Raw genomic sequence first — 18,770 nt, forward strand, 5'->3', positions numbered from 1 at the left:
GTCACCCGCGACGCCCGGTCCCGCAGCCGGGCGTCGCCCGCCGGGGCGGCGGCCTACCCCCGTACCGCCGCCCCGGCTCCTTTCTGCCACCCTTGGAAACACCAGCTCCAGGAGTCACGATGCTCCGTTCCGCCCTTCTCGCGGCCTCCCGGTCCCCGCAGGTCCGCACCGTGGTCGAGAAGTTCCCCCCGACCCACGCGATAGTCGAGCGCTTCGTCGCCGGCGAGGCCCTCGACGACGCCGTCACCGCCTGCGACGACCTGGTCGCCACCGGCCGCAAGGTCACCCTGGACCACCTCGGCGAGGACACCCAGGACGCCGCCCAGGCCGCCGGCACCGCCGAGGCCTACGAGCACCTGCTCAAGGCCCTCAAGGAGACCGGCCTCGCCGCCGGTGCCGAGGTGTCGGTCAAGCTGTCGGCCGTCGGCCAGTTCCTGCCGGTGGACGGCGAGAAGATCGCGCTGGAGAACGCCCGCCGCATCTGCGAGGCCGCCGCCGAGGCCGGCACCACGGTGACCCTCGACATGGAGGACCACACCACCACCGACTCCACCCTGGCCATCGCGCGCGAGCTGCGGGCGGACTTCCCCTGGCTGGGCGTCGTGCTCCAGGCCTACCTGCGCCGCACCGAGGCCGACTGCCGCGAGTTCTCCGGCCCGGGCTCGCGCGTGCGGCTGTGCAAGGGCGCCTACAAGGAGCCCGAGTCGGTCGCCTTCCAGGGCAAGCACGAGGTCGACCTCGCGTACGTCCGCGCGCTGAAGATCCTGATGGCGGGCGAGGGCTACCCGATGATCGCCTCGCACGACCCCAACATGATCAAGATCGCCGGCCAGCTGGCCCAGTGGAACAACCGCACCCGGGACTCCTTCGAGTACCAGATGCTGTACGGCATCCGCCCCGAGGAGCAGCTGCGCCTCGTCGGCGAGGGCAACACCATGCGCGTGTACCTGCCGTACGGCCAGGAGTGGTACGGCTACTTCATGCGCCGCCTCGCCGAGCGCCCGGCCAACCTCACCTTCTTCCTGCGCGCCATGGCCACCCGCAACTGACGCGCTCCGCATGCCGGAACGGCTCGTACCCCCTGTGTGGGAGGGGGTGCGGGCCGTTCTCGTTGACCCTCTTAGAGGAAGTCCTTGGTGTCCAGCTCGAATTCAAAGGGGGCTGGGACGGTGATCGGCTCGCCGAACGCGGCCAGGTGGACTTCCGTGTACTCCTCGCGATGCGGCTTGCTGAAGAGGCTGACCTGTGACTTCTCGCGGTCGATGAGGAGGTAGAGCGGGATTCCGGCCCGGGCGTAGCAATGCCGCTTGGTGATCCGGTCCTGGTCGGGCTTGCTCGACGTGACCTCGGCGACCATAGCCACACCGTCCGGCTCCATCCACGGCGGGGCGCCGCGGAAGATGCGAAGTTCTCGCGGTGCGAACGTCGCATCTGGGATGACGTGGTTCTTCGGGCAGAGGCCGCCACTTACGAGGCGGAGGCCCTTGCCGCCGGACACCTGCATATGGACCTTGGACTTCGCCTTGACCTGGTCGATCAGCAGGTCGATGTAGTCCTCGTGATCGCCATCCGGCGGTGGTGCCACGATGATCTCTCCCTCGATGAGCTCAGCCCGGAAGCCTTCGGGGGAGTGCAGGCTCAGGAAGCTCTCCAGCAGGATGTCGGCCTGCGATGGGGAGTCCGTGATCGGTTGCTCATGCGCCACAGCACTCATGATGCCCCTCCTTCAGATGGGCGTCACGCTATTCGTCGCCGGGCCGGGTTGTGCAGTGCACGGCGGACTTTCACTCGATGGTGTGAGTTTGAGGTCCGGCGTAGGATTCCGATGCTGGTCAACTGGGCTTTCGGTGGGAGGAGTTGGGATGCTGAAGGCGTTCGAGGGGCTGTCCACCGCGGTGGTGGCGGATGCGTGTGTGCGGGTCGGGGTGGGGCTGCGGGCGGCGCCGGTGGGGGTGGGCGGGGTGGTGCCGGGGGCCCGGGTGGCGGGGCGGGTGCTGCCGGTGCGGCACTACGGGAGCGTGGACGTGTTCCTGGAGGCGTACGGGGCGGCGCGGGACGGGGACGTGCTGGTGATCGACAACGGCGGGCGCACGGACGAGGCCTGCATCGGGGACCTCGCGGTGCTGGAGGCGCGGGCCGCCGGGGTGGCCGGGATCGTGGTGTGGGGGCTGCACCGGGACACGGCCGAGCTGGTGGTGATCGGACTGCCGGTGTTCAGCTACGGGGCGCTGCCGCTGGGGCCGGTGCGGCTGGACGAGCGGGAGCCGGAGGCGCTGGTGTCGGCGCGGGTCGGGTCGCACCTGGTGGGCGCCGACGACGTGGTGTTCGCGGACGCGGACGGGGTGGTGTTCGTGCGGGCCGACCGGGTCGAGGAGGTGCTGGAGACGGCCGTCGGGATCGCCCGGACCGAGCGGGCGCAGGCCGAGCGGATCGCGGCCGGGGACACGCTGCGCGAGCAGGCCAGGTTCGAGGAGTACCTGGAGCTCCGCGCGGCCCGTCCGGCGTACAGCTTCCGGAAGCACCTGCGCACGATCGGCGGGGCGATCGAGGAGTAGGTCGGGGGGTGAGTCCCTTACAGCGGCCGGTACATGACGTGCAGACCGACGTAGCCGTCGACCGGGTGGTGGAAGGCCTCGGGGACGGTGCCGACGATCTCGAAGCCGAGGGACCGGTAGAGCTTCACGGCGTGGTGGTTGTTGGCGACCACGGCGTTGAACTGCATGGCGCGGTAGCCGGCTCGGCGGGCCCAGTCGAGGGAGTACTCGACCAGGGCCCGCCCGATGCCGCGGCCGTGCTGGGCCGGGTCGACCATGTAGCTGGCGCTGGCCACGTGCGAGCCGTTGCCGGGGCGGTTGCGGTTCATGGTGGAGGTGCCGAGAACGCGTCCGTCCTCGTCCACCGCGACCACGGTGTGGTCGGGGGCGGAGTGCATCCACCACTCCTGGCCCAACTCCGAGGACATGTCCAGGGGGTAGGGGAAGGTCTCGCCGGCGGCGACGATGGCGTGGAAGAAGGGCCAGATGGCCGGCCAGTCCCCGGGGGTGGCTTCGCGAATGATCATCCGACCAGGATGATCGCCGACGGGCGGGCGGGGCAACGGGATTTCGGCGCCCGGCCCGCACGGTGCGAAGGTCAGCCGCCGAGGACGGCGTCCTCGACCTGGGTGGCGGCGAAGGCCTGGCCCTTGGCGTTGGGGTGCACCACGGCGTACTTGAGGGGGAGGACGCTGGTCAGTACGCCGTCCAGCCAGTGGTCGGCGTCGCAGACGCTGTGCCCGGTGGTGGCGGGGTAGAGGTCCACGAAGGTGTCGCCCTGGGCGGCGGCGTCCTGGGCGATGATCGCGTTGAGCGGTTCCAGGACGGCGGTACGGGCCCAGGCGAGGTCGCCGGTGGTGAAGGTGGCGAACTGCAGCAGGTCGCCGTACCTGCAGTGGCTGGCGTTCTCGGGGAAGAGGTGCGGGTAGCCGACGGCGAGGATCCTGGCGGACGGGGCCTTCATCCGCAGCGCGCCGAGCATGGTGGAGTAGTCGGTGCGCAGTTCGGCGAGCCGGCCGGGCAGCTGGGCGTCGTACTTGTCCTTGCAGGGCGTGCCCCGGCCGAGGGCGGCGGCGCCCAGTACGATGCAGTCCTTGAGGATCCCGCCGAAGCCGAGGTCGTTGCCGCCGACCCCGACGGTGATCACGTCGGTGTCCCGCTCGACGGCGTCCACCTGCGGCGGGACAGGCGGGTAGGGCGCGTTGGGGTCGGTGCCGAGCGGCGGGAGCGGGCGGCCGAGCGGGCTCTGCTTGTTCGCGTACACGTCGAGGCTGGTGGCGCCGCTGCAGCTGACGTTGCGCAGGCCGACCAGGGAGCCGAGGTCGCGGCGGATGAGCTCGGGGTAGGAGCCGGTGGTGCGGGCGCAGCCGTCGTTGGGCTCGGTCAGGTCGCCGGTGGCCTCGATCACGCCCGCGGTGTAGCTGTCGCCGAGGGCGGCCCACCGCAGCGCGCCGGCGCGGGTGGCGGGCTTGGCGGCGGCCTGGGCGGTGGTGGGGGTGATCAGACCGGCGGCGAGCGCGACGGCGGTGCCGGCAACGGCGAGGCGGGACGGGAAGTGTGGCACGGTCTCTCCTCAACGGGTGCAGGGGAGAGTGCGATTCACCCCCCTGAGGATCAATCGAGTCGATCCGTGGACGACTTGATGCCTCAGAGGGGTGAAATCGCGGGCGTGCCCGTGACGTTGCCGTCTAGAGCAGGGCGGCGGAGGGCTCGATCATCGCCCGGGCGGTCTTGCCGTCGACGTACTCGCCGAGCGCCGTCATCTCCCACTCGCCGGAGGGGCGGCGGACCAGCTTGCACATCACCACGCCGGTGTGCGCCTCGGAGTGGGTGAGGTCGAAGCGGACCAGCTCCTCCTCGGTCCGGACGTCCACCAGGCGGCAGTAGGCGTTCCGCACCTCGGTGAACTTCTGGCCGGAGAAGGAGTTGACCACGAAGACCAGCGCGTGGACCTCGGCCGGGAGGCCCTCCAGGTGGACGGTGATCGCCTCGTCGTCGCCGCCGTCACCGCCGACCAGGTTGTCGCCGGAGTGGGCGATCGCGCCGTTGAAGATGTTCAGCTTCATGAACCAGGCCGTCTCCAGCCGCTTGTGCTGGGCGTCGAAGGCCAGGCAGGAGGCGTCCAGGTCGATGTCGCGGCCGCGGGCGGCGGACTCCCAGCCGAGCGCCATCCGGACCGAGGAGAGGAAGGGGCGGCCGTTCTTCACCAGGGAGACGGAGCTGCCCTTGACCAGGTTGACCCGGCCCTTGTCCAGGGTGACCTTGGGCCGGTCGGCCGGGGGCGCGGCGGGCGGCGCGGGCGGGGCCGGGTGGAGCGGCGGGGCGGTGGCGAGGGCGATCCGCGGGTCGACCGGCGGGGCGGGGCTCACCGGCGGAGCCGGTGGCGCAGGGGGGACGGGCGGCAGCGGCGGGGCGGCCGGGTAGGTGATCTGGACGGTCGGCGCGCTCGGTGGGATCGGGGCCTGGGCGTGGGCGGCGGCCGGGGCGGGGGAGTCGTCCACGCTGACGCCGAAGTCGGTGGCGATGCCCGCCAGGCCGTCGGCGTAGCCCTGACCGACCGCGCGCACCTTCCAGGACCCGTTGCGCCGGTAGACCTCGACCACGATGAGCGCGGTCTCCAGGCCCAGTCGGGGCGGGGTGAAGGTGACCAGGACGGCCCCGGTGTCGGTGTCCCGGACGGTGGCGGTGGGCTCGATCCCGGCGAAGGTGGAGGACTGGTCGGCCGGGCTGGCGGTGACCACGATCTTGCTGATGTCGGCGGGGACGGCAGGGGTGTCCACGGTGATCGCGTCCGGCGCGCCGGCGGCGGCCGGGCGGAGGCTGACGCCGGGTCCGTGCGGGGCGTTGAAGAAGACGAAGTCGGCGTCCGAGCGGACCTTGCCGGTGTCGGTCAGCAGCAGGCCGGAGACGTCCAGCGCCTTGGGCGCGGTGACCTCGACGGTCACCCGCGCGGCGGTCAGCGGTGCGTTGCCGCCTTGGGTCAGGACGGTGGACAAGGACTCCTCCTCGGGTGCGGAACGACGGCCCGGGCCGGGGCCGGTGGGGCCGCAGGGCCGGGTGCTGCCCACAGTAACGAACGGGGGTGCGGGGATGAGCCCGGCCGAAGCGCTGAGCTGCCTGATCGTCGGAACATCGGATCAGTCGACGGGAGGGGGCCGACGGCGGGTCAGCGTGGTGGCTCAGTGGGGCGCGGGTGCCAACGGCTGGGTGGGCAGCGGCAGTAGCTGGCCGAAGCCGCCGAGCGCAGCGACCGCCCGGGGGTGTCCGATGCCGAAGGCGGCGGCGTTCCAGCTCTCCGCAGGGGGCGACTTGCGCACCGGGCCGAGCGGTTCGGCCGGCCGGGTGCCGCGTACGGCGAAGCTGTAGTGGCCGGGCTCGACGTCCGTCCCGGGCGGGGTGGTGAAGCGGTAGACCAGGCTGCCGCGCTCCTGCTGGACGGTCACCACGGCGCCCGGAAGATCGGTCCAGGCGGCACTGCTGCCGGGGGCCAACTCGCCCGGGGCGAGCCGGAATTCGGCCTGCAGGGCGGTGACCGGCTCGGCCACGGCGAGGTTCAGCGCGTGCCGGAGGCCGTCGCGCCCGAGCGGGGTGATCCGGCCGGTGCCGGTCAGGGCGCGGTCGGCCTCCACGTCGGCGGAGTCGGTGGAGGCGGCCGAGTTGGCCGACTTTGCGGAGTTGGCCGAGTTTGCCGAGTTGGCGGAGCCGACGGCACCAGGGGCGCCGTCGGTGCCTCCGGCGGCGCCGTTGTCGCCCGGGACCGCGGCGGCGGGCGGTGGCACCGGGCGGGCCGGTACGGGCGGGGCCGGCTGCTCCGCTGCGGGGTGGGCCGGGGCGACCGGCCGCAGGCCGCTGGGCTGCGGCGACGGCGCGCCGCCCGGCTGCCCGGTGCCGGACGGGTCGGCCTGCGGCTGCCCGCCCGCCGGTCCGTCGGAGGGGGTGGACGGCTGCGCCGAGGGCGAGGGGCCGGCGGCGATGCCGGTGCCGGGGGTGTCCGCCGAGGGCCGGGGCTCGTGTCCGGCCGAGGCCTGCCCACCGGTCGAGGGGGTGACCGGGATCGACGTGCCCGCCGGGAGTCCGGCCGGGGGCGCGGTGGCGGCGGCGTTCGCCGGGGCGGACGGGTGCGCCGAGGGGTGTCCGGTGGGCCGGGAGTCGTGCGGGTGACCGGATGGCGCGGGGGTGGCAGGGGTCCGCTCGGCGGCGGCCTCGGCCTGGTCGGTGGCGCTCGGGGTGGGCGGCGGGGTGCTGCCGACCCGGGCCACGCCGGCCCGCCGGCCGATGCCCTGCTGCTCGTTGAGGAGGAGGGTGGTGGCGATGCTGATGCCGACGACGGTGGACATCGCCATGGCGGCGCCGGAGAAGCGCAGGGTGGGCAGCCGGAACCGGCCGCCGAAGGGGCGCGGCCGACCGTGTCGACCGTGCCGTTCGGGCTCGTGCCGCACGTCCCGCGCGGTGTCCTCGCGCGCAGCCACCGGACCCCTCCCTCCCCGAAGTCGCCGTCGCGTCGGCCGTATTCTCCCACGCGCAGCCGCAGGGCCCGGTTCCGGCCGGTTCGCACCGGTTCCGCCGCGGGCCCGCGCCGGGAGGGGGAGAGCGTACCAGCGGGCGGCCGGACCGCGGACAATATCCATCCATTTTCCGGACATCCGTTCGATGAGCGGAAGTTGACGGTCCGTCTGGCCGTTCCGTCCGACCGTTCGGTAAGGGGTGTTCGGCCTGGACGGGGATTATTGCAACCCCCTTGCAACCCTTGCCCGTCCGGTCGCCGGTGGCGCAGGCTGGTGGTATCCCGCGCCGTTCCCGGAGAGACCGTCATGTCGCCCGACCCGCTGTCCGCAGCCTCCAGTGCCCCCCTCGCCGCCACCCCCACGGGCGACGATGGGGGCGGCTCCACCGCCGCTCCGGCGGCGGTGGAGGAGGTGCTGATGCTGCGGATCTCGCTGGGCGAGGAGGTGGTCGGCGAGGTGCGCACCAGGTTCCGCTTCGAAGCTTCGCACCCGTACGAGGTGGTGCTGACCTTCCATCTGGGGCGGCCGGACGAGGCGGACTGGGTGTTCTCGCGCGATCTGCTGCGTGACGGCCTGCGCTCGCTGAGTGGCCAGGGCGACGTCAAGCTGTGGCCGGCCTACTGTCCCTGTCACGGCTCGACGTTGCACCTGGCGCTCGAATCCCCGCACGGCAGCGCCCTGTTGGAGGCCTCCAAGCCCCGGGTGCAGGCCTGGCTGGACCGTACCTACGCGCTGGTCTCCGCCGAGGAGGAGCGCGACTGCGGGCCGACCGACGACCAGCTGGCCGCGCTGCTCGCGGGCGGCGGCTGAGCACCGGCGGTACTGCCCGTACTGCCCGTCCTGCCTACACCGGCCGGACCGCCTCCTGCGGATCCTGCGGAGCGCGGTGGCGGGACGGGCGCCGCGGCGCCCGGCAGCCGTACCGTGCCCGCCGCGAGCCCGGCCCGAAGCCGCCGGACCGCCGGGGCGGTGGAGGCGGGCAGCAGGTCGTACGGGTCCTCCGGCCCCTCGACGGTGACCAGCACCGAGTCGGCGAAACGGTACGGCCGGTGGGCCAGCAGCCCGCCCAGGTAGCGGCGCAGCCGGGACAGCTCGGCCCGGACCGTCACCGTCCGCCCCGCGTCGCCGAACAGCGCCTCGGCGAGCTGGGCCGCGGTGCTGCCCTCGCACGAGGTGGCCAGCAGGAGCAGCAGTTCGGCGTGGCGCGGGCTGACCGGGTGCGACCAGCTGTCGGCCGTGCCCCGGACGAACAGTTCGGCGCGGTCCGGGCGCCGCAGGTCGAGCCGGAGCCGGGCGCCCGCGGCCTGTTCGGCGCTCACCGTGCCGGAGCCGTCCGCCTCGGGCGGGCGGACCGGGCGCACCAGCCAGCCGTCCGCGAGCGGTTCCAGCACGCACTCGCCCAGACCGGGCACCCAGTGCACGGCCGCCGGGGCCCAGCCCTCGCTGGGCACGCGCAGCCGGCTGGGCGGCGGCAGTCCGGCCGCGGCGGCGGTCCAGCCGGCCGCGTCCACCACCAGGGCCGGGCCGCCGACCCGGGCGAGCAGCGGGGCGGCCAGGGTACGCAGCTGGTTCAGCGCCTCCAGCCGGTGGGCGCGCAGTTCGGCCTCGGCGAGCCGGGCGGCGGTGGCGGTGAGCTGGAGCAGGAACGGGCGGACGTTGTGCGCCGGGCCGCTGAGGTTGATCGCGCCGACCAGCCGTCCGGTGGCCGGGTCGTGCACGGGCGCGGCCACGCAGGTCCAGGCGTGGTGGCTGCGCAGGTAGTGCTCGCCGGAGTGGACGTGCATCGGGCGCTGGGCGCGCAGCGCGACGGCGATGCCGTTGGTGCCGACGCTCTCCTCGATCCAGCGGGCGCCGGTGACGAAGCCGATCCGGTCGGCGCTGCGGCGCAGCCCTCGTTCGCCGTCCTGCCAGAGCACGTGGCCCTCGGAGTCGGCGACGGCGAGGATCAGCGGGGCCGGGTCGGACGGTCCCAGCAGGGTCTCGCGCAGCGCCGGCAGGACGGTGTCCAGCCCGCTGGCCCGGCGGCGCCGCTCCAGTTCGGCGGGGCCGAGCAGGACGGTGGCGGCGCCGGCGTCGGGGTCGAGGCCGAGGCGGCGCAGCCGGGCCCAGGAGTCGCCGATCTCGGGGCGGGGTTCGAGCAGGCCGGTCCCGCCGGTCCCGCCGGTCCCGCCGGTCCCGCCGGTCTCGGGCACGGTGAGTTCGCGGGCGGCGGCGTCGGCGAGGGTGCGGTCGTGGACCTTGGCCAGCTCCGTCGCGGTCGGCGGGGTGCGGCGCTCTGGTCGTCGGGACTGCCGTCCGGTCTGCCGCACTCGCGTTGCTCCTCGCCGCCGTTCGAGGGCGCGCCGGGGTCGACGCGCTGACGAAAGCGTACGGGTGCGGTGGGCCTGTGGGCATGGGGTCCGCCAAGTCGCCGGACCGGTCGGTACGGAGACCGTCCTGAGGGGCCTCAGCGCTCGTGCTCTAGTGCTGGGCGCCGGGTTCGTGCTGGGCGGCCTCGACGGTGTGGTGCAGGTCCGCGGTGGCCTCCAGGGTGGCGCCGGTGGTCAGCGCCAGGCAGGTGGCCAGGGCCAGGGCGACGGCCCGCAGCAGGGTGCCGGGGGTGGCCGCGGGGCGGGGCTGGAGCAGCGCCGCGACCCGGCGGGGGACCGGGCCGGAGTGGGCGGCGGCGACCAGCCGGGGCCGGGCCGGCCAGGGCGAACGGTTCGCGGCGAGGGCGGCCCGGCCGACCGCGCGAGCGGTCACGGCGCGGTCGCCGACCCGGGCCGCTGCCACCTCGTCGGCCCAGCGCTCCAGGTGGTACCCGAGGGGCGCGCGCAGTGGGCGGAGCGCCGGGTGGAGGTCGGCGGCGTGCTCGGCGACGGCGAGGAAGACGTGGTGGCGGGCGGCCAGGTGGGCGCGCTCGTGGGCGAGCAGGGCCGAGCGCTCGGGCCCGCTGAGGGCGCGCAGCATGCCGGAGGTGACCACGATCCGGCCGGGCTCGCCCGCCCGGCCGGGGCGGCGCAGGCGGCCGGGCAGGGCGAAGGCGTCGGCGCGGTCGTCGTCCAGCACGGTGAGCGGGTGGTTCTCGGGCCGTGACAGCACGGCGGTGAGCGGGTTCTCGCCGGGCCGAAGCCATCGCGCGGCGCGCCCCCGGCGCATGGAGGCGCGCCGGGGGCGCATGTCCGGATGCTGGTCGGCGGCGTCGGCAGCGGCGTCGACGGGCGACGCGGTGAGGGGGGTGAGCGCGGGCAGGGCGGCCCGGGCGGTCCGCAGGTCCAGCCGGCGGCGGCGGGCGGTGCGCACGGCGAGCGCGGCGAGCGCGGCGAGTACGGGAGCGGCCGCGGCGGCCGCGAGCGGGGCGTCCGGGGCGGCGGCGGTGAGCCAGGGCAGCGAGAGGTGGCCGAGGGCGGCGACCGGGGGCAGCTGGAGCAGCCCGGCGGTGGCGAGCAGGCCGAGCGAGCACAGGGTGCCCCCGGCCAGGACGACGGCGGCGCCGGCCAGCAGCCAGGCGGCCGCCCGGGGCGCCAGCGACTCGGCGAGGCGGCGGGCCAGCGGGGCGGCGAGGAAGGGCAGGAGCAGCGGGGCCCAGACGGTGAGCATCACGGGGTGCCGGCCCCCGGTCCGCCCGACGCTCCGGGTGCGCCGTCGCCGAGCAGTTCGCGCAGCAGCTGCTCGTCCTCGGCGGAGAGGTCGGAGACGAAGCGGGCGAGCACGGTGGAGCGGTCGGCCTCGCGGCCCAGCTCGGTGTGCATCCGGCGGGCGGCCAGGCCCGCGGTGTCCTGGACGGTCGGGGTGTACGCGTAGGCGCGGCCGGCCCGGGTGCGCTCGACCGTCCCCTTGTCGTGCAGCCGGGCCAGGATCGTCGCGATGGTGGTGCGGGCGAGGTCCCCGCCGAGCGCCGTCTGGACGTCCTGCGGCGTCATCGGCTGCCGGGCCGACCAGAGGGCGGCCAGCACCTCGGCCTCCAGCTCCCCGGCGGGCCGGCGGGCGGACGGTACGTCGGACATGGCGGCGCTTCCTCCAGGATTCGTCTACAGTCGTGTAGACCGTCTACGTCACTGTAGACGGTCGGGGCGGGTTCCGCTGGGAACCGCCCTCCAACGTACGGGAGGTCCGCCAGCCTTGCTTCAGTTCCCCGCGGATGCGGCCGTTCACCTCGCGGTGAACCCGTTGGACGCGTCCTCGCTGCTCGCCGCCTTCGGCGCGCTCGGCATCGCCGTCGTGCTGTTCGCCGAGACCGGCCTGCTGGTCGGCTTCTTCCTGCCCGGCGACTCGCTGCTGTTCACCGCGGGTCTGCTCTGCGTGCCCGGTGCCACCAAGGGCCCGCAGCTGCACCTGTGGCAGGTGCTGCCCGCCGCCCTGGTCGGAGCCCTGGTCGGGGCCCAGGTCGGCTACGTGATCGGCCGGCGCGGCGGCCGGGCGCTGCTGCGCCGCACCAAGCGCAAGAGCCTGCTGGAGGGCGTCGAGCGGGCCGAGGAACTGCTGGGCAGGTACGGGCACGGCAAGGCGATCGTGCTGGCCCGGTTCATCCCGGTGGTCCGAACGGTGCTGAACCCGCTCTGCGGCGTGCTGGAGGTGCCGGTCCGCTCGTTCACCGTCTGGCAGGTGACCGGCGGTGCGCTCTGGACGGTCGGCGTGGTGCTGGCCGGGTACGGGCTCGGATCCTCGATTCCCAGCATCGACCGATATCTGCTGCCGATCATCGGTCTGGTAGTAGTTGTCTCCGTGCTCCCCATTGTTCTTGAACTGTTCCGCGCCCGTAAGGCGCGCCGTCACGGAGGTGACGTGTGATGTCCTCTCGGGCTCTGGCCGTCTACGACGGCAGTGGCATCGACGGCAGCCTGTACACCCGGGTCAACGGGTGGGTGCAGTCGGCGCCGCACTGGCTGAACGACGTGATCAAGGTCTGGTCGGCGATCGGCCTCGGACTGTTCGCGCTCTTCATGCTCCACGCCTGGTGGCGGGCGCGCGGCGCCGACTCCGTGCTGATGGCCAGGGTGCTGGCCTCGCCGGTGATCGTGGTCATCGCGTACGGCGTCAACTCCGTGCTCAAGGGCCAGGTCGAGGAGCTCCGGCCCTGCGACCAGATCCACGGCATCGTCTCGCTGGAGACCTGCCCGAGCGCGACCAGCGCTGACTGGTCCTTCCCGAGCAACCACTCGGTGATCGCCTTCGCCGCCGCGATCTCGCTCTGGTTCGTCAGCCGGCGGCTCGGCGTCGTCGCCACGGTCTTCGCGGCACTGATGGCCGCCTCGCGGGTCTGGGTCGGCGTGCACTACCCGCACGACGTGGCGGTCGGCGCGCTGGTCGGCATCGTGGTCGCGCTGGTGCTGGCGCCGCTGGCCGGGCGCTGCGGGCCGCTGGTGGACAGGATGCGCTCGGGCGCGCTGCGTCCGCTGCTGGGCCCCGGTGCGATGCCGGTGGTGGCCCGCGGGTACGCGTCGCACCGGGCGCGGTAGTACACGGCAGTACCGAGTCCGTAATCCGCTGTGCCTCTTGTCCGGTTTCGGACGGCGGGTGGAGCATGTGAGCCGGGCGTGGGGCCCCCTTCCAGGGGGCGCCCGCCCGGCTCAGTCGTGCTCGGGGCGCGAAGGCACCGGGCGTGCCAGCGGAGGGAGTGCCGAATGCCGTACCGACTCGACATCACGCAAGGGGACTGGCCGGGCGACCTGCTGCACAAGGGCGTCGAGGGGCTGCTCGCCGAGGCCATGGTGCTCACCCTGGCCACCGCCGGCCACGAACACGGGCCGCACGCCAACCTGGCGTTCTTCGCGTACGACGACGACCTCGTCCTGTACTTCGTCAGCGAGCGCTCCACCCGGCACAGCCACCACCTCGCCGAGGAGGCCCGGGCTGCCGCCACCGTCTTCCTGCCGCCGCCGGTCTTCGGCGAGCAGCTGCGCGGGCTGCAGCTGACCGGGAGCGCCGGCGAGGCCTGGGGGCGGCAGGCGGAGGCCGCGCTGGCGGCGTACCAGGGGCGCTACCCGTCCTTCGCGCAGGACGAGGAGGTCCGGCGGCAGTTCCTCACCGGGGGCGGGGCGGCGGCGCTGTACCGGTTCCAGGTGGAGGAGCTGACGGCGGTGGACGAGCCGAACTTCGGGCGGCGCAACTACCTGCGGGCGCGGGTGGCACGGGGGTAGTTCACCGCTGGGGGCGGGCGGCGTCGCGGGGGGTCCCGCCGACGCCGCCCGCCCGGCGGAACGGGACCCGGCGCGGGCGGCCGTTGCGGACCACCGCCACCCCGAGGCCGGCGACGGCGGCCATCAGGACGGCGTTGAGGGAGAGGGCGATGGCCAGGTCCCCGGCGAAGTCGATGCCGTCCGGGGTATGGGTGGCCGCAACGCCCCGGGGGTCGTAGCGGACCGTGACCCGGTCGCCGACCACGTGCGAGTGGAAGCCCCCGAACACCCTGCCGAGCGGGGAACCGGACTCGTCGACGAGCTCGTACTCCGAGCTCGGGTGCTTCCCGGTCGGCTGGTCGTACGCCGCTGTGATCCGGGCGTCGGTGGTCACCCCTGTGGCGTTCAGGATCATCGCGTCCCGGGCGGAGGCCACGGTCCCCAGCGCCATGAGCCACAGGACCGCGCCACAGGCCGCCAGCCAGCAGCCCACCGCCCCGAGCAGCCGGACCACGCCCGTGATCCAGGCGATCCCGACCGCCAGCCCGAGGAGCGAGGCCGCGCCGAAGCCCACGTAGGTGCTCACCAGCACCAGCCCGAACGTCCCGGCCGGCACCGCGGCCACCAGCGCGGCCGTCAGCGCGATCGTTCCGCGCCGGGTCCTCGTTCTCGCCATGGCTCCCCCGATCCTCGGTCGCTCCTCGGGGCGACGGGGTGGAAGCGTACGCCGAGCTCGTGACGCGCTACGGGCGGGGTGTCAGGTGGTCGCGCACAGGTAGCCGCCGAGCGCCACCGTGGCGAGGGCGACAGTGAGGACCACCCGGCCGCGGAAGACGTTCTTCGCTCTGTCGTCGTCGAACATGCCGAAGAATCCCGACATGACGAACAGGTAGGCGACGCCAGCCGTGATCGTCCGCGTGAGGTCGCTCAGGGCGAGCCGGAACAGCCCCAGCCACGCTGCCGACAGCACCCCTGCAGCCACGACGAACGGCCACCCGGTGAGGGCACGGAACCGATCCCGGGCCCGTCTCCAGCGTTCGGCAAGCCGTTGGCGGGTCGGGCTGGGGAGGCGGGGCGGGCGCGGTTTGCGGGCGGCCCAGAGCACGATGCCGTCGATCGCCGCGTTGAGGCCGAGGAAGCCCAGGAGCGCGACGGGGGAGTCCGCCTCTCCGGGCAGCTTGGGGGCCACCCGGCCAGCCGGGTCCACCCGTACGGTGATGATGTCCCCGGGCTTGAACCGCTCCGAGTTCGGCGTGAGGTCCCCGCCGGGAATGGCCGCGCCGTCGCTCGGGATGAGGGTGTACGACCTCGTCACCCCTCGGCCGGACTTCTCGATCTTCTCCTCCAGCACCACTGCGGTCACGTCCGTGCCCGAACGCAGGATCAGGTTGTGCCGGAGATCGGTCCCGGCCAGGTACGCGAGGAGGGCCGCGATGGCCATGATCGCGACCCAGCCGCCCTCATCCTTCCTGAACTCGCGGTTCCTGATGGCATCGGGCCGCACCGTGAACGCGGCGATCATGGCAATGGGGTAGAGGAACCCCAGGAGGACGGCGACGATCGTACTGACGTACACGTCCACGGCGATGATGCCGATGATGATCCCGGTCGAGACGGCGATGGTCCCCAGCGCATGGCCGAACCGGTGGCGCCCGTCGCGCGTGTCCTCGTCGGACTGGGTGATCGTCAACCGAACGCCTTCCGGATGTTGTCCCACTGCTCGGGCGGCAGGTCGTCCAGAGACTCGTCGCGGGGCGGGTAGAAGGAGATCCCGTTGACGGCGGCGGCGACCGCCGACAGCCATTCTTCCCAGTACTCGACCTGCTCGGTGGTGAAGACGGCCGCGACCACGTGGGGGCTCCACGGGTGCGGGATCAGGAACTCCGTCTGGCGCACGGTGGTGACGGTCGACTCGGGCACGTCGTAGACCGCTCCGGGCACCGGTGCCGGCACGTCACGGACAGCCACCGCCGTGCGCCCGAGGGGCAGTTCGAGCACGCCGACGTCGGCCTCCGGCCAGGCGGCGGCGAGTTGCTCGGCGACCCGCTGGGGGTAGCTGCCCGGAGGGCCGAGCTCCTCCGGCCGGATGAAGAGGGAGAAGGTGCCCAGGACAGGTGTGCCGTCCGATGCCTGGGCCAGGCAGACGGAGAAGTGGACGACACCCTCCCGTAGTTGGGACTGCAGGGCGGTTTCGGCAGCGATGGCGACGCTGAGTGTCTGCTCTGGGCGCGCGGCGGAGAAGCCGGCGCTCAGGCCGTCCACCATTCGTTCCATCCGGTCGCCGGGATCCGCGGCCAGGTCGATACCCGTGAAGCCCACGGGCAGGGAGAGCCAGAGCGAAGGGGGCTCAGTGGTCATTGCCTGCCAGCCAAGAAGCGGAAAGCGCGAAGGCGTTTCCGACGGCCAGGACGCCGCCGACGACCTTGGCGGGCTTGCTGCCGCCCCATGCGAGCCCGGTCCCACCGACGACGTTGCCGGCTCCGGTGGTGCCGTTCACGGAGTTGTTGAGCAGGTCGCTGGGGTTGTCCTCGGCGAGTGAGTAGGCCGTCGGCGCGGTCAGGGCCAGAGTGGCGGCGCTCTGCACCCCGTCGGTGAGGTTGTGGGCGGTTGCCACGGAGAGGCCCTTGCTCAAAGCCGGCTTCTCGATCAGGGCCTTGAAGATCGGGTTCGCCGGGTCCAGGCCCTTGATCGCAGCCGCCTCGAAACCCACCTTGGCGACACCGGCCTTGGCACCTGCGGAGACACCTGTCTTGAGGCCCACCTTCAGGGCCGTGCCCGCACCCTTGCCGACTGCTCCCACAAGGGGGAACGCGCCGAGAATGTCACCGGACAAGGTGAGCCAGTTGCCGAGGTTCGCCTTTGACGGCGGCATGAGCCCGCTCCAGCCGTACTGTGCGGCGTGCGCGCCCGCCGCGGCGAGGCTCAGGGCGACCGCGGCCAGAGCGAGGGGCGGGAAGAAGATCGCCGCGACGCCGACGACGCTCGCCGCGACCGTCAGGAGGTCGGCGCCGTGGTTCTTGAACCAGTTGCCGACTTCGTCCAGCCAGCCGGGCTCCGGTGGGGCCTTGCTGTCGGCGGCCTTGCGGATGGCGTCCGCCGCCTTGTGGGCGTCGCCGCTATGGGTGCTCTGCAGGGTGGCGCCCTGGCTCTGGAGGTGTTGCAGGTCCTCGGTGGCGCTGCGGACGGTGGCGGCCGCGTCGTCGAGGTGCTTCTTCGCCGTGTTGTAGCGGTTCGTGGCGGCGGAGAGGGAGGCGTCGTCGGGGAAGCTCTGCCCGGCCAGCTTGAGGTCCGGGTTGGCGGCGGCCGCCGTGTGCGCCTGGTCGGCCTCGGACTTGTGCTGCCGGGCGGCGACCGCCTGCCGTTCCAACTCGGCGGCCCTGGGCTGGTGTTCGGTGAGCGCCTTGTACCAGGTGTCGAGCGCGCCGTAGGCGGCGGTGATCGAGTCGGAGGCGTCTCCCAGGTATTCGGGGAGCTTGCCGAACTTCTCGGCGAACTTGTCGGCGGCCTTACCGGTCCACTGCCCCTCGTGGTTGGAGAGCTGCGACAACGTGGTGTGGATGGTCCCCAGGTGCCCCGCGACCCGGCGCAGGGTCGCGCTCAGGTTGGTCACGGCGGTCTGGTCGCCCGGCGCCGGGTTGAAGCCGAGGCCGTTCCAGGTCGGCGTCTGGTCTGCCATCAGGCGCTCTGCGGGGTGAGGGCGTTGATGATGCTCTGCTCGGTTCCGTCGTAGCCCTGTTGCACCTTCTCCAGGCCTTCGACCAGCACCTTGACGGACTCGCGGACCTTGCCGAGTCCGAACTCCCACTTCTCCTGGAAGTGCTTCCCGGCGTCCTCCAGGAAGTCGTACCCGAGCCCGCTGCGGCTCGCCCCCTTCAAAGCCTGCAATCCCTGGTCGAGTTCGTCGCCGCAGCCCTTGAGGTCCTGGCAGAGCTTGGCGAGGAACTCCGGACTGACCGTGAAGTCGGCCATCGCACACCCCCGTGTTGCTGATCGCTGTATCGCCGAGAGGCTAACGGGGGGTTCGTGTGCGGCTGTTCGGCCTTGACGGAACTCGTACGGGCTCCTGACGGGCTCCGTACGAGTTCGACGGCTGGCGAGCTCGGGTAGTTCGGGGCGTTGGCGGCTCCGGCCGAGCCGGAGGCGCCAACGAAGGCGGAAGCCTCAGCCCGTGGGTCCTTGGATTCCTCAGTCGGGCGGCAGAGGGGGTTCCCCTTGGCCGAGGAAGAGGTAGGCGTGGATCTTTCCCAGGTACTCGTACATTTCCTCGTCGGTCTCGAAGTCGAGCCAGGTGTTCTCGCAGAACTCGCCACAGGTCATGGTCTGTTCGGCGAGCATCCGTTCGAAGCTCCGCCGGAGGGCGTCGTACGAAGGGAAGCTGCGGATCGTCCGTCGGATTTGGAGCAGGTAGTACGGGCCGGCCATTTCGACGTTCAGATACCCCTGCATGAAGCTGGACAGGTCGTCCCACTGCCCGGTCTCCCCGGCCGGGCGGGAGCGGGAGTTCCTCGCTGTCGAGGAAGAGGTGTGCGTGGATTTTCGCCAGATGGGCATACGTGTCTCCGCATCACGGGGAGGCCACATGCGGGCTGCGGCCTTTCGCGTTGGTCCATTTGATGTCGGCCAGCCGTTCCGGCACTGCGTCAGTGAGGCCCTTGCTCATCCGCGTGCCACCACTCCGGGGCTGATCGGCCCGCGGATGGTGCTCGTCATGAGGTCGGCGCCGCGCGCTGCAGCCAGTCCGCCAGGCTGCCTCGGCTCATGCTCACCGAGATATCGATGTCGATCATTCCGGTGCTGTCAAGAGTGAAGCCGCCACCGTTCTCGAACAGGGAGACGATGGGCTCGTACGGGTCCGGCAGCTGGGGCGTGGCCCTGCCGGATTCCTGGAGGGCGGCGAAGTGCAAGGCTCCTACGCAGCTCTGCTGAACGGCCGTGCTTTGCAGGGCGCAGCTCTCCGAGACCTGTTCGACCAGGTCGGGGTCGGCGCGAACGGACGGGTCGATCAGGGCTGCCACGTCGAAGAAGGGCCACGTGTCCGAACCCAACTGGTGAGCCCACAGCGCCGAACGCCGGAGGAACTCCTTCATGAGCGATATGCGTAGCCGGGGGTCCGTCTCCGCAGGGTCCCAGTTGACGTTCGTCAGTCGGTCGGCTAGCGCGTGCGTACTGTTCATGGGTCTTTCCTCTGCGCGATGATCAAGGCTGCAGGGGTTCGCCGGGATGGCGACGCCCCTCGGGCGGGGGTGTCGGCCGGCGCCGCAGGGGATTTTCTCGCCGCTCAGTCTTGTCGGTCGACCGTGCGTTGCGGTCCGCCAGTGCGCGGAGTTCGGCCCAGCCTCTCTCATCGAGGGCATCGAGGGCGGCGTCGTCGAGTTCGACGACGGGGGTAGGCGACAGGTGGTCGTGCCAGTCGCGGCACGGCACCGTGATCGTGTCGAAGTCGACGAAGCCATTGGCGAACGAGAAGAGGCCGCCGCGTTCGTAAACCCGGACCAGAGGTTCAAAGGGGTCAGGTAGCGGGGGGGGGGGGGGGGGGGGGGGGGGGATGGGTGTTTGGGCGGGGACCCCACGGGTTGGGGGGGGGGGGCGTATAGCAGCAAAACCCCGCAACCCCCCGGGGGGCCCCCACACAC

General features: G+C 72.8%; 22 protein-coding genes. 7 read left to right on the plus strand and 15 right to left on the minus strand.

Annotation, left to right across the window (positions count from 1 at the left end):
* Positions 1-119: 119 nt before the first annotated feature.
* Positions 120-1,049, plus strand: a complete 930-nt coding sequence (locus tag ACGF12_RS06305; protein ID WP_380611010.1) for a proline dehydrogenase family protein — start codon at positions 120-122, stop codon at positions 1,047-1,049.
* 71 nt (positions 1,050-1,120) lie between these two features.
* Here ACGF12_RS06305 and ACGF12_RS06310 read toward each other — a convergent pair whose 3' ends face one another.
* A complete protein-coding gene (locus ACGF12_RS06310) occupies positions 1,121-1,714 on the minus strand; it encodes a Uma2 family endonuclease (protein WP_393026245.1) in 594 nt (197 codons plus the stop codon).
* 148 nt (positions 1,715-1,862) lie between these two features.
* Here ACGF12_RS06310 and ACGF12_RS06315 point away from each other — a divergent pair, with 148 nt between their 5' ends.
* A complete protein-coding gene (locus ACGF12_RS06315; protein WP_393026248.1) occupies positions 1,863-2,555 on the plus strand; it encodes an RraA family protein in 693 nt (230 codons plus the stop codon).
* 17 nt (positions 2,556-2,572) lie between these two features.
* On the opposite strand, the gene ACGF12_RS06320 is transcribed toward ACGF12_RS06315, so the two are convergent.
* From ACGF12_RS06320 to ACGF12_RS06335, 4 genes are all read right to left on the minus strand, one after another.
* Complete coding sequence (locus ACGF12_RS06320) at positions 2,573-3,061, minus strand: GNAT family N-acetyltransferase (RefSeq protein WP_393026251.1); 489 nt, start codon at positions 3,059-3,061, stop codon at positions 2,573-2,575.
* Positions 3,062-3,132: 71 nt separating this feature from the next.
* On the minus strand, positions 3,133-4,098 hold the full coding sequence (locus ACGF12_RS06325; protein WP_393026254.1) for an SGNH/GDSL hydrolase family protein: 966 nt from the start codon (positions 4,096-4,098) through the stop codon (positions 3,133-3,135).
* Between the two features lie 124 nt (positions 4,099-4,222).
* Positions 4,223-5,518 (minus strand): TerD family protein, encoded by a 1,296-nt coding sequence (locus ACGF12_RS06330; protein ID WP_393026348.1) that lies wholly within the window; start codon positions 5,516-5,518, stop codon positions 4,223-4,225.
* Positions 5,519-5,713: 195 nt separating this feature from the next.
* Positions 5,714-7,003, minus strand: coding sequence for a hypothetical protein (locus ACGF12_RS06335; protein WP_393026257.1), 1,290 nt, complete (start codon positions 7,001-7,003; stop codon positions 5,714-5,716).
* Positions 7,004-7,345: 342 nt separating this feature from the next.
* On the opposite strand from ACGF12_RS06335, the gene ACGF12_RS06340 reads away from it, so the two are divergent.
* Complete coding sequence (locus ACGF12_RS06340; RefSeq protein WP_393026260.1) at positions 7,346-7,849, plus strand: SsgA family sporulation/cell division regulator; 504 nt, start codon at positions 7,346-7,348, stop codon at positions 7,847-7,849.
* On the opposite strand, the gene ACGF12_RS06345 is transcribed toward ACGF12_RS06340, so the two are convergent.
* From ACGF12_RS06345 to ACGF12_RS06355, 3 genes are all read right to left on the minus strand, one after another.
* Entirely contained in the window at positions 7,765-9,348 is a 1,584-nt protein-coding gene (locus ACGF12_RS06345) for a GAF domain-containing protein (protein WP_393026263.1), read from the minus strand. The two genes, ACGF12_RS06340 and ACGF12_RS06345, sit on opposite strands and share 85 nt — an antisense overlap.
* A 151-nt stretch (positions 9,349-9,499) precedes the next feature.
* Positions 9,500-10,618 (minus strand): M56 family metallopeptidase, encoded by a 1,119-nt coding sequence (locus tag ACGF12_RS06350; RefSeq protein ID WP_393026266.1) that lies wholly within the window; start codon positions 10,616-10,618, stop codon positions 9,500-9,502.
* Positions 10,618-11,025, minus strand: a complete 408-nt coding sequence (locus ACGF12_RS06355; protein ID WP_393026269.1) for a BlaI/MecI/CopY family transcriptional regulator — start codon at positions 11,023-11,025, stop codon at positions 10,618-10,620. Before ACGF12_RS06355 ends, ACGF12_RS06350 begins: the two co-directional genes overlap by 1 nt.
* Positions 11,026-11,140: 115 nt before the next feature.
* Here ACGF12_RS06355 and ACGF12_RS06360 point away from each other — a divergent pair, with 115 nt between their 5' ends.
* From ACGF12_RS06360 to ACGF12_RS06370, 3 genes are all read left to right on the plus strand, one after another.
* Positions 11,141-11,809 carry a DedA family protein gene (locus tag ACGF12_RS06360; RefSeq protein ID WP_393026272.1) on the plus strand — a complete coding sequence of 223 codons (669 nt, stop codon included), beginning with the start codon at positions 11,141-11,143 and terminating at the stop codon, positions 11,807-11,809.
* The gene (locus tag ACGF12_RS06365; RefSeq protein ID WP_393026274.1) at positions 11,809-12,477 is read left to right on the plus strand and encodes a phosphatase PAP2 family protein; all 669 of its coding nucleotides are present in this window, start codon (positions 11,809-11,811) and stop codon (positions 12,475-12,477) included. Before ACGF12_RS06360 ends, ACGF12_RS06365 begins: the two co-directional genes overlap by 1 nt.
* A gap of 165 nt (positions 12,478-12,642) precedes the next feature.
* The gene (locus tag ACGF12_RS06370; RefSeq protein ID WP_387618348.1) at positions 12,643-13,158 is read left to right on the plus strand and encodes a pyridoxamine 5'-phosphate oxidase family protein; all 516 of its coding nucleotides are present in this window, start codon (positions 12,643-12,645) and stop codon (positions 13,156-13,158) included.
* Between the two features lies 1 nt (position 13,159).
* Here ACGF12_RS06370 and ACGF12_RS06375 read toward each other — a convergent pair whose 3' ends face one another.
* The 7 genes from ACGF12_RS06375 to ACGF12_RS06405 form a co-directional block, all read right to left on the minus strand.
* A complete protein-coding gene (locus ACGF12_RS06375) occupies positions 13,160-13,813 on the minus strand; it encodes a hypothetical protein (protein WP_393026278.1) in 654 nt (217 codons plus the stop codon).
* A gap of 81 nt (positions 13,814-13,894) precedes the next feature.
* Complete coding sequence (locus tag ACGF12_RS06380; RefSeq protein WP_393026281.1) at positions 13,895-14,827, minus strand: hypothetical protein; 933 nt, start codon at positions 14,825-14,827, stop codon at positions 13,895-13,897.
* Entirely contained in the window at positions 14,824-15,495 is a 672-nt protein-coding gene (locus ACGF12_RS06385) for a hypothetical protein (protein WP_393026284.1), read from the minus strand. The genes ACGF12_RS06380 and ACGF12_RS06385 overlap by 4 nt, the downstream gene beginning before the upstream one ends.
* Positions 15,485-16,813, minus strand: coding sequence for a putative T7SS-secreted protein (locus ACGF12_RS06390; protein WP_393026287.1), 1,329 nt, complete (start codon positions 16,811-16,813; stop codon positions 15,485-15,487). The genes ACGF12_RS06385 and ACGF12_RS06390 overlap by 11 nt, the downstream gene beginning before the upstream one ends.
* Positions 16,813-17,106 carry a hypothetical protein gene (locus ACGF12_RS06395; protein WP_393026290.1) on the minus strand — a complete coding sequence of 98 codons (294 nt, stop codon included), beginning with the start codon at positions 17,104-17,106 and terminating at the stop codon, positions 16,813-16,815. The genes ACGF12_RS06390 and ACGF12_RS06395 overlap by 1 nt, the downstream gene beginning before the upstream one ends.
* 216 nt (positions 17,107-17,322) lie before the next feature.
* Positions 17,323-17,688: a hypothetical protein gene (locus ACGF12_RS06400; RefSeq protein WP_393026293.1), complete on the minus strand. Its 366-nt coding sequence runs from the start codon at positions 17,686-17,688 to the stop codon at positions 17,323-17,325.
* Between the two features lie 155 nt (positions 17,689-17,843).
* Positions 17,844-18,311 (minus strand): hypothetical protein, encoded by a 468-nt coding sequence (locus ACGF12_RS06405; protein WP_393026296.1) that lies wholly within the window; start codon positions 18,309-18,311, stop codon positions 17,844-17,846.
* 46 nt (positions 18,312-18,357) lie between these two features.
* Between ACGF12_RS06405 and ACGF12_RS06410 the strand changes: the two genes are divergently transcribed.
* Positions 18,358-18,654, plus strand: a complete 297-nt coding sequence (locus ACGF12_RS06410; RefSeq protein ID WP_393026298.1) for a hypothetical protein — start codon at positions 18,358-18,360, stop codon at positions 18,652-18,654.
* The last annotated feature ends 116 nt before the right edge of the window (positions 18,655-18,770 follow it).

The organism is Kitasatospora sp. NPDC048296, from assembly GCF_043201815.1.
Lineage (GTDB): Bacteria > Actinomycetota > Actinomycetes > Streptomycetales > Streptomycetaceae > Kitasatospora.

What these genes read in the sequence shown, in the direction of transcription:
- ACGF12_RS06370 (WP_387618348.1), top strand. Translation starts at nt 12,643, where the DNA reads ATGCCGTACCGACTCGACATCACGCAAGGGGACTGGCCGGGCGACCTG.
- ACGF12_RS06355 (WP_393026269.1), bottom strand. Translation starts at nt 11,025, where the DNA reads ATGTCCGACGTACCGTCCGCCCGCCGGCCCGCCGGGGAGCTGGAGGCC.
- ACGF12_RS06305 (WP_380611010.1), top strand. Translation starts at nt 120, where the DNA reads ATGCTCCGTTCCGCCCTTCTCGCGGCCTCCCGGTCCCCGCAGGTCCGC.
- ACGF12_RS06395 (WP_393026290.1), bottom strand. Translation starts at nt 17,106, where the DNA reads ATGGCCGACTTCACGGTCAGTCCGGAGTTCCTCGCCAAGCTCTGCCAG.
- ACGF12_RS06350 (WP_393026266.1), bottom strand. Translation starts at nt 10,618, where the DNA reads ATGCTCACCGTCTGGGCCCCGCTGCTCCTGCCCTTCCTCGCCGCCCCG.
- ACGF12_RS06410 (WP_393026298.1), top strand. Translation starts at nt 18,358, where the DNA reads ATGGCGACGCCCCTCGGGCGGGGGTGTCGGCCGGCGCCGCAGGGGATT.
- ACGF12_RS06375 (WP_393026278.1), bottom strand. Translation starts at nt 13,813, where the DNA reads ATGGCGAGAACGAGGACCCGGCGCGGAACGATCGCGCTGACGGCCGCG.
- ACGF12_RS06390 (WP_393026287.1), bottom strand. Translation starts at nt 16,813, where the DNA reads ATGGCAGACCAGACGCCGACCTGGAACGGCCTCGGCTTCAACCCGGCG.
- ACGF12_RS06320 (WP_393026251.1), bottom strand. Translation starts at nt 3,061, where the DNA reads ATGATCATTCGCGAAGCCACCCCCGGGGACTGGCCGGCCATCTGGCCC.
- ACGF12_RS06365 (WP_393026274.1), top strand. Translation starts at nt 11,809, where the DNA reads ATGTCCTCTCGGGCTCTGGCCGTCTACGACGGCAGTGGCATCGACGGC.
- ACGF12_RS06385 (WP_393026284.1), bottom strand. Translation starts at nt 15,495, where the DNA reads ATGACCACTGAGCCCCCTTCGCTCTGGCTCTCCCTGCCCGTGGGCTTC.
- ACGF12_RS06340 (WP_393026260.1), top strand. Translation starts at nt 7,346, where the DNA reads ATGTCGCCCGACCCGCTGTCCGCAGCCTCCAGTGCCCCCCTCGCCGCC.
- ACGF12_RS06310 (WP_393026245.1), bottom strand. Translation starts at nt 1,714, where the DNA reads ATGAGTGCTGTGGCGCATGAGCAACCGATCACGGACTCCCCATCGCAG.
- ACGF12_RS06400 (WP_393026293.1), bottom strand. Translation starts at nt 17,688, where the DNA reads ATGCCCATCTGGCGAAAATCCACGCACACCTCTTCCTCGACAGCGAGG.
- ACGF12_RS06315 (WP_393026248.1), top strand. Translation starts at nt 1,863, where the DNA reads ATGCTGAAGGCGTTCGAGGGGCTGTCCACCGCGGTGGTGGCGGATGCG.
- ACGF12_RS06405 (WP_393026296.1), bottom strand. Translation starts at nt 18,311, where the DNA reads ATGAACAGTACGCACGCGCTAGCCGACCGACTGACGAACGTCAACTGG.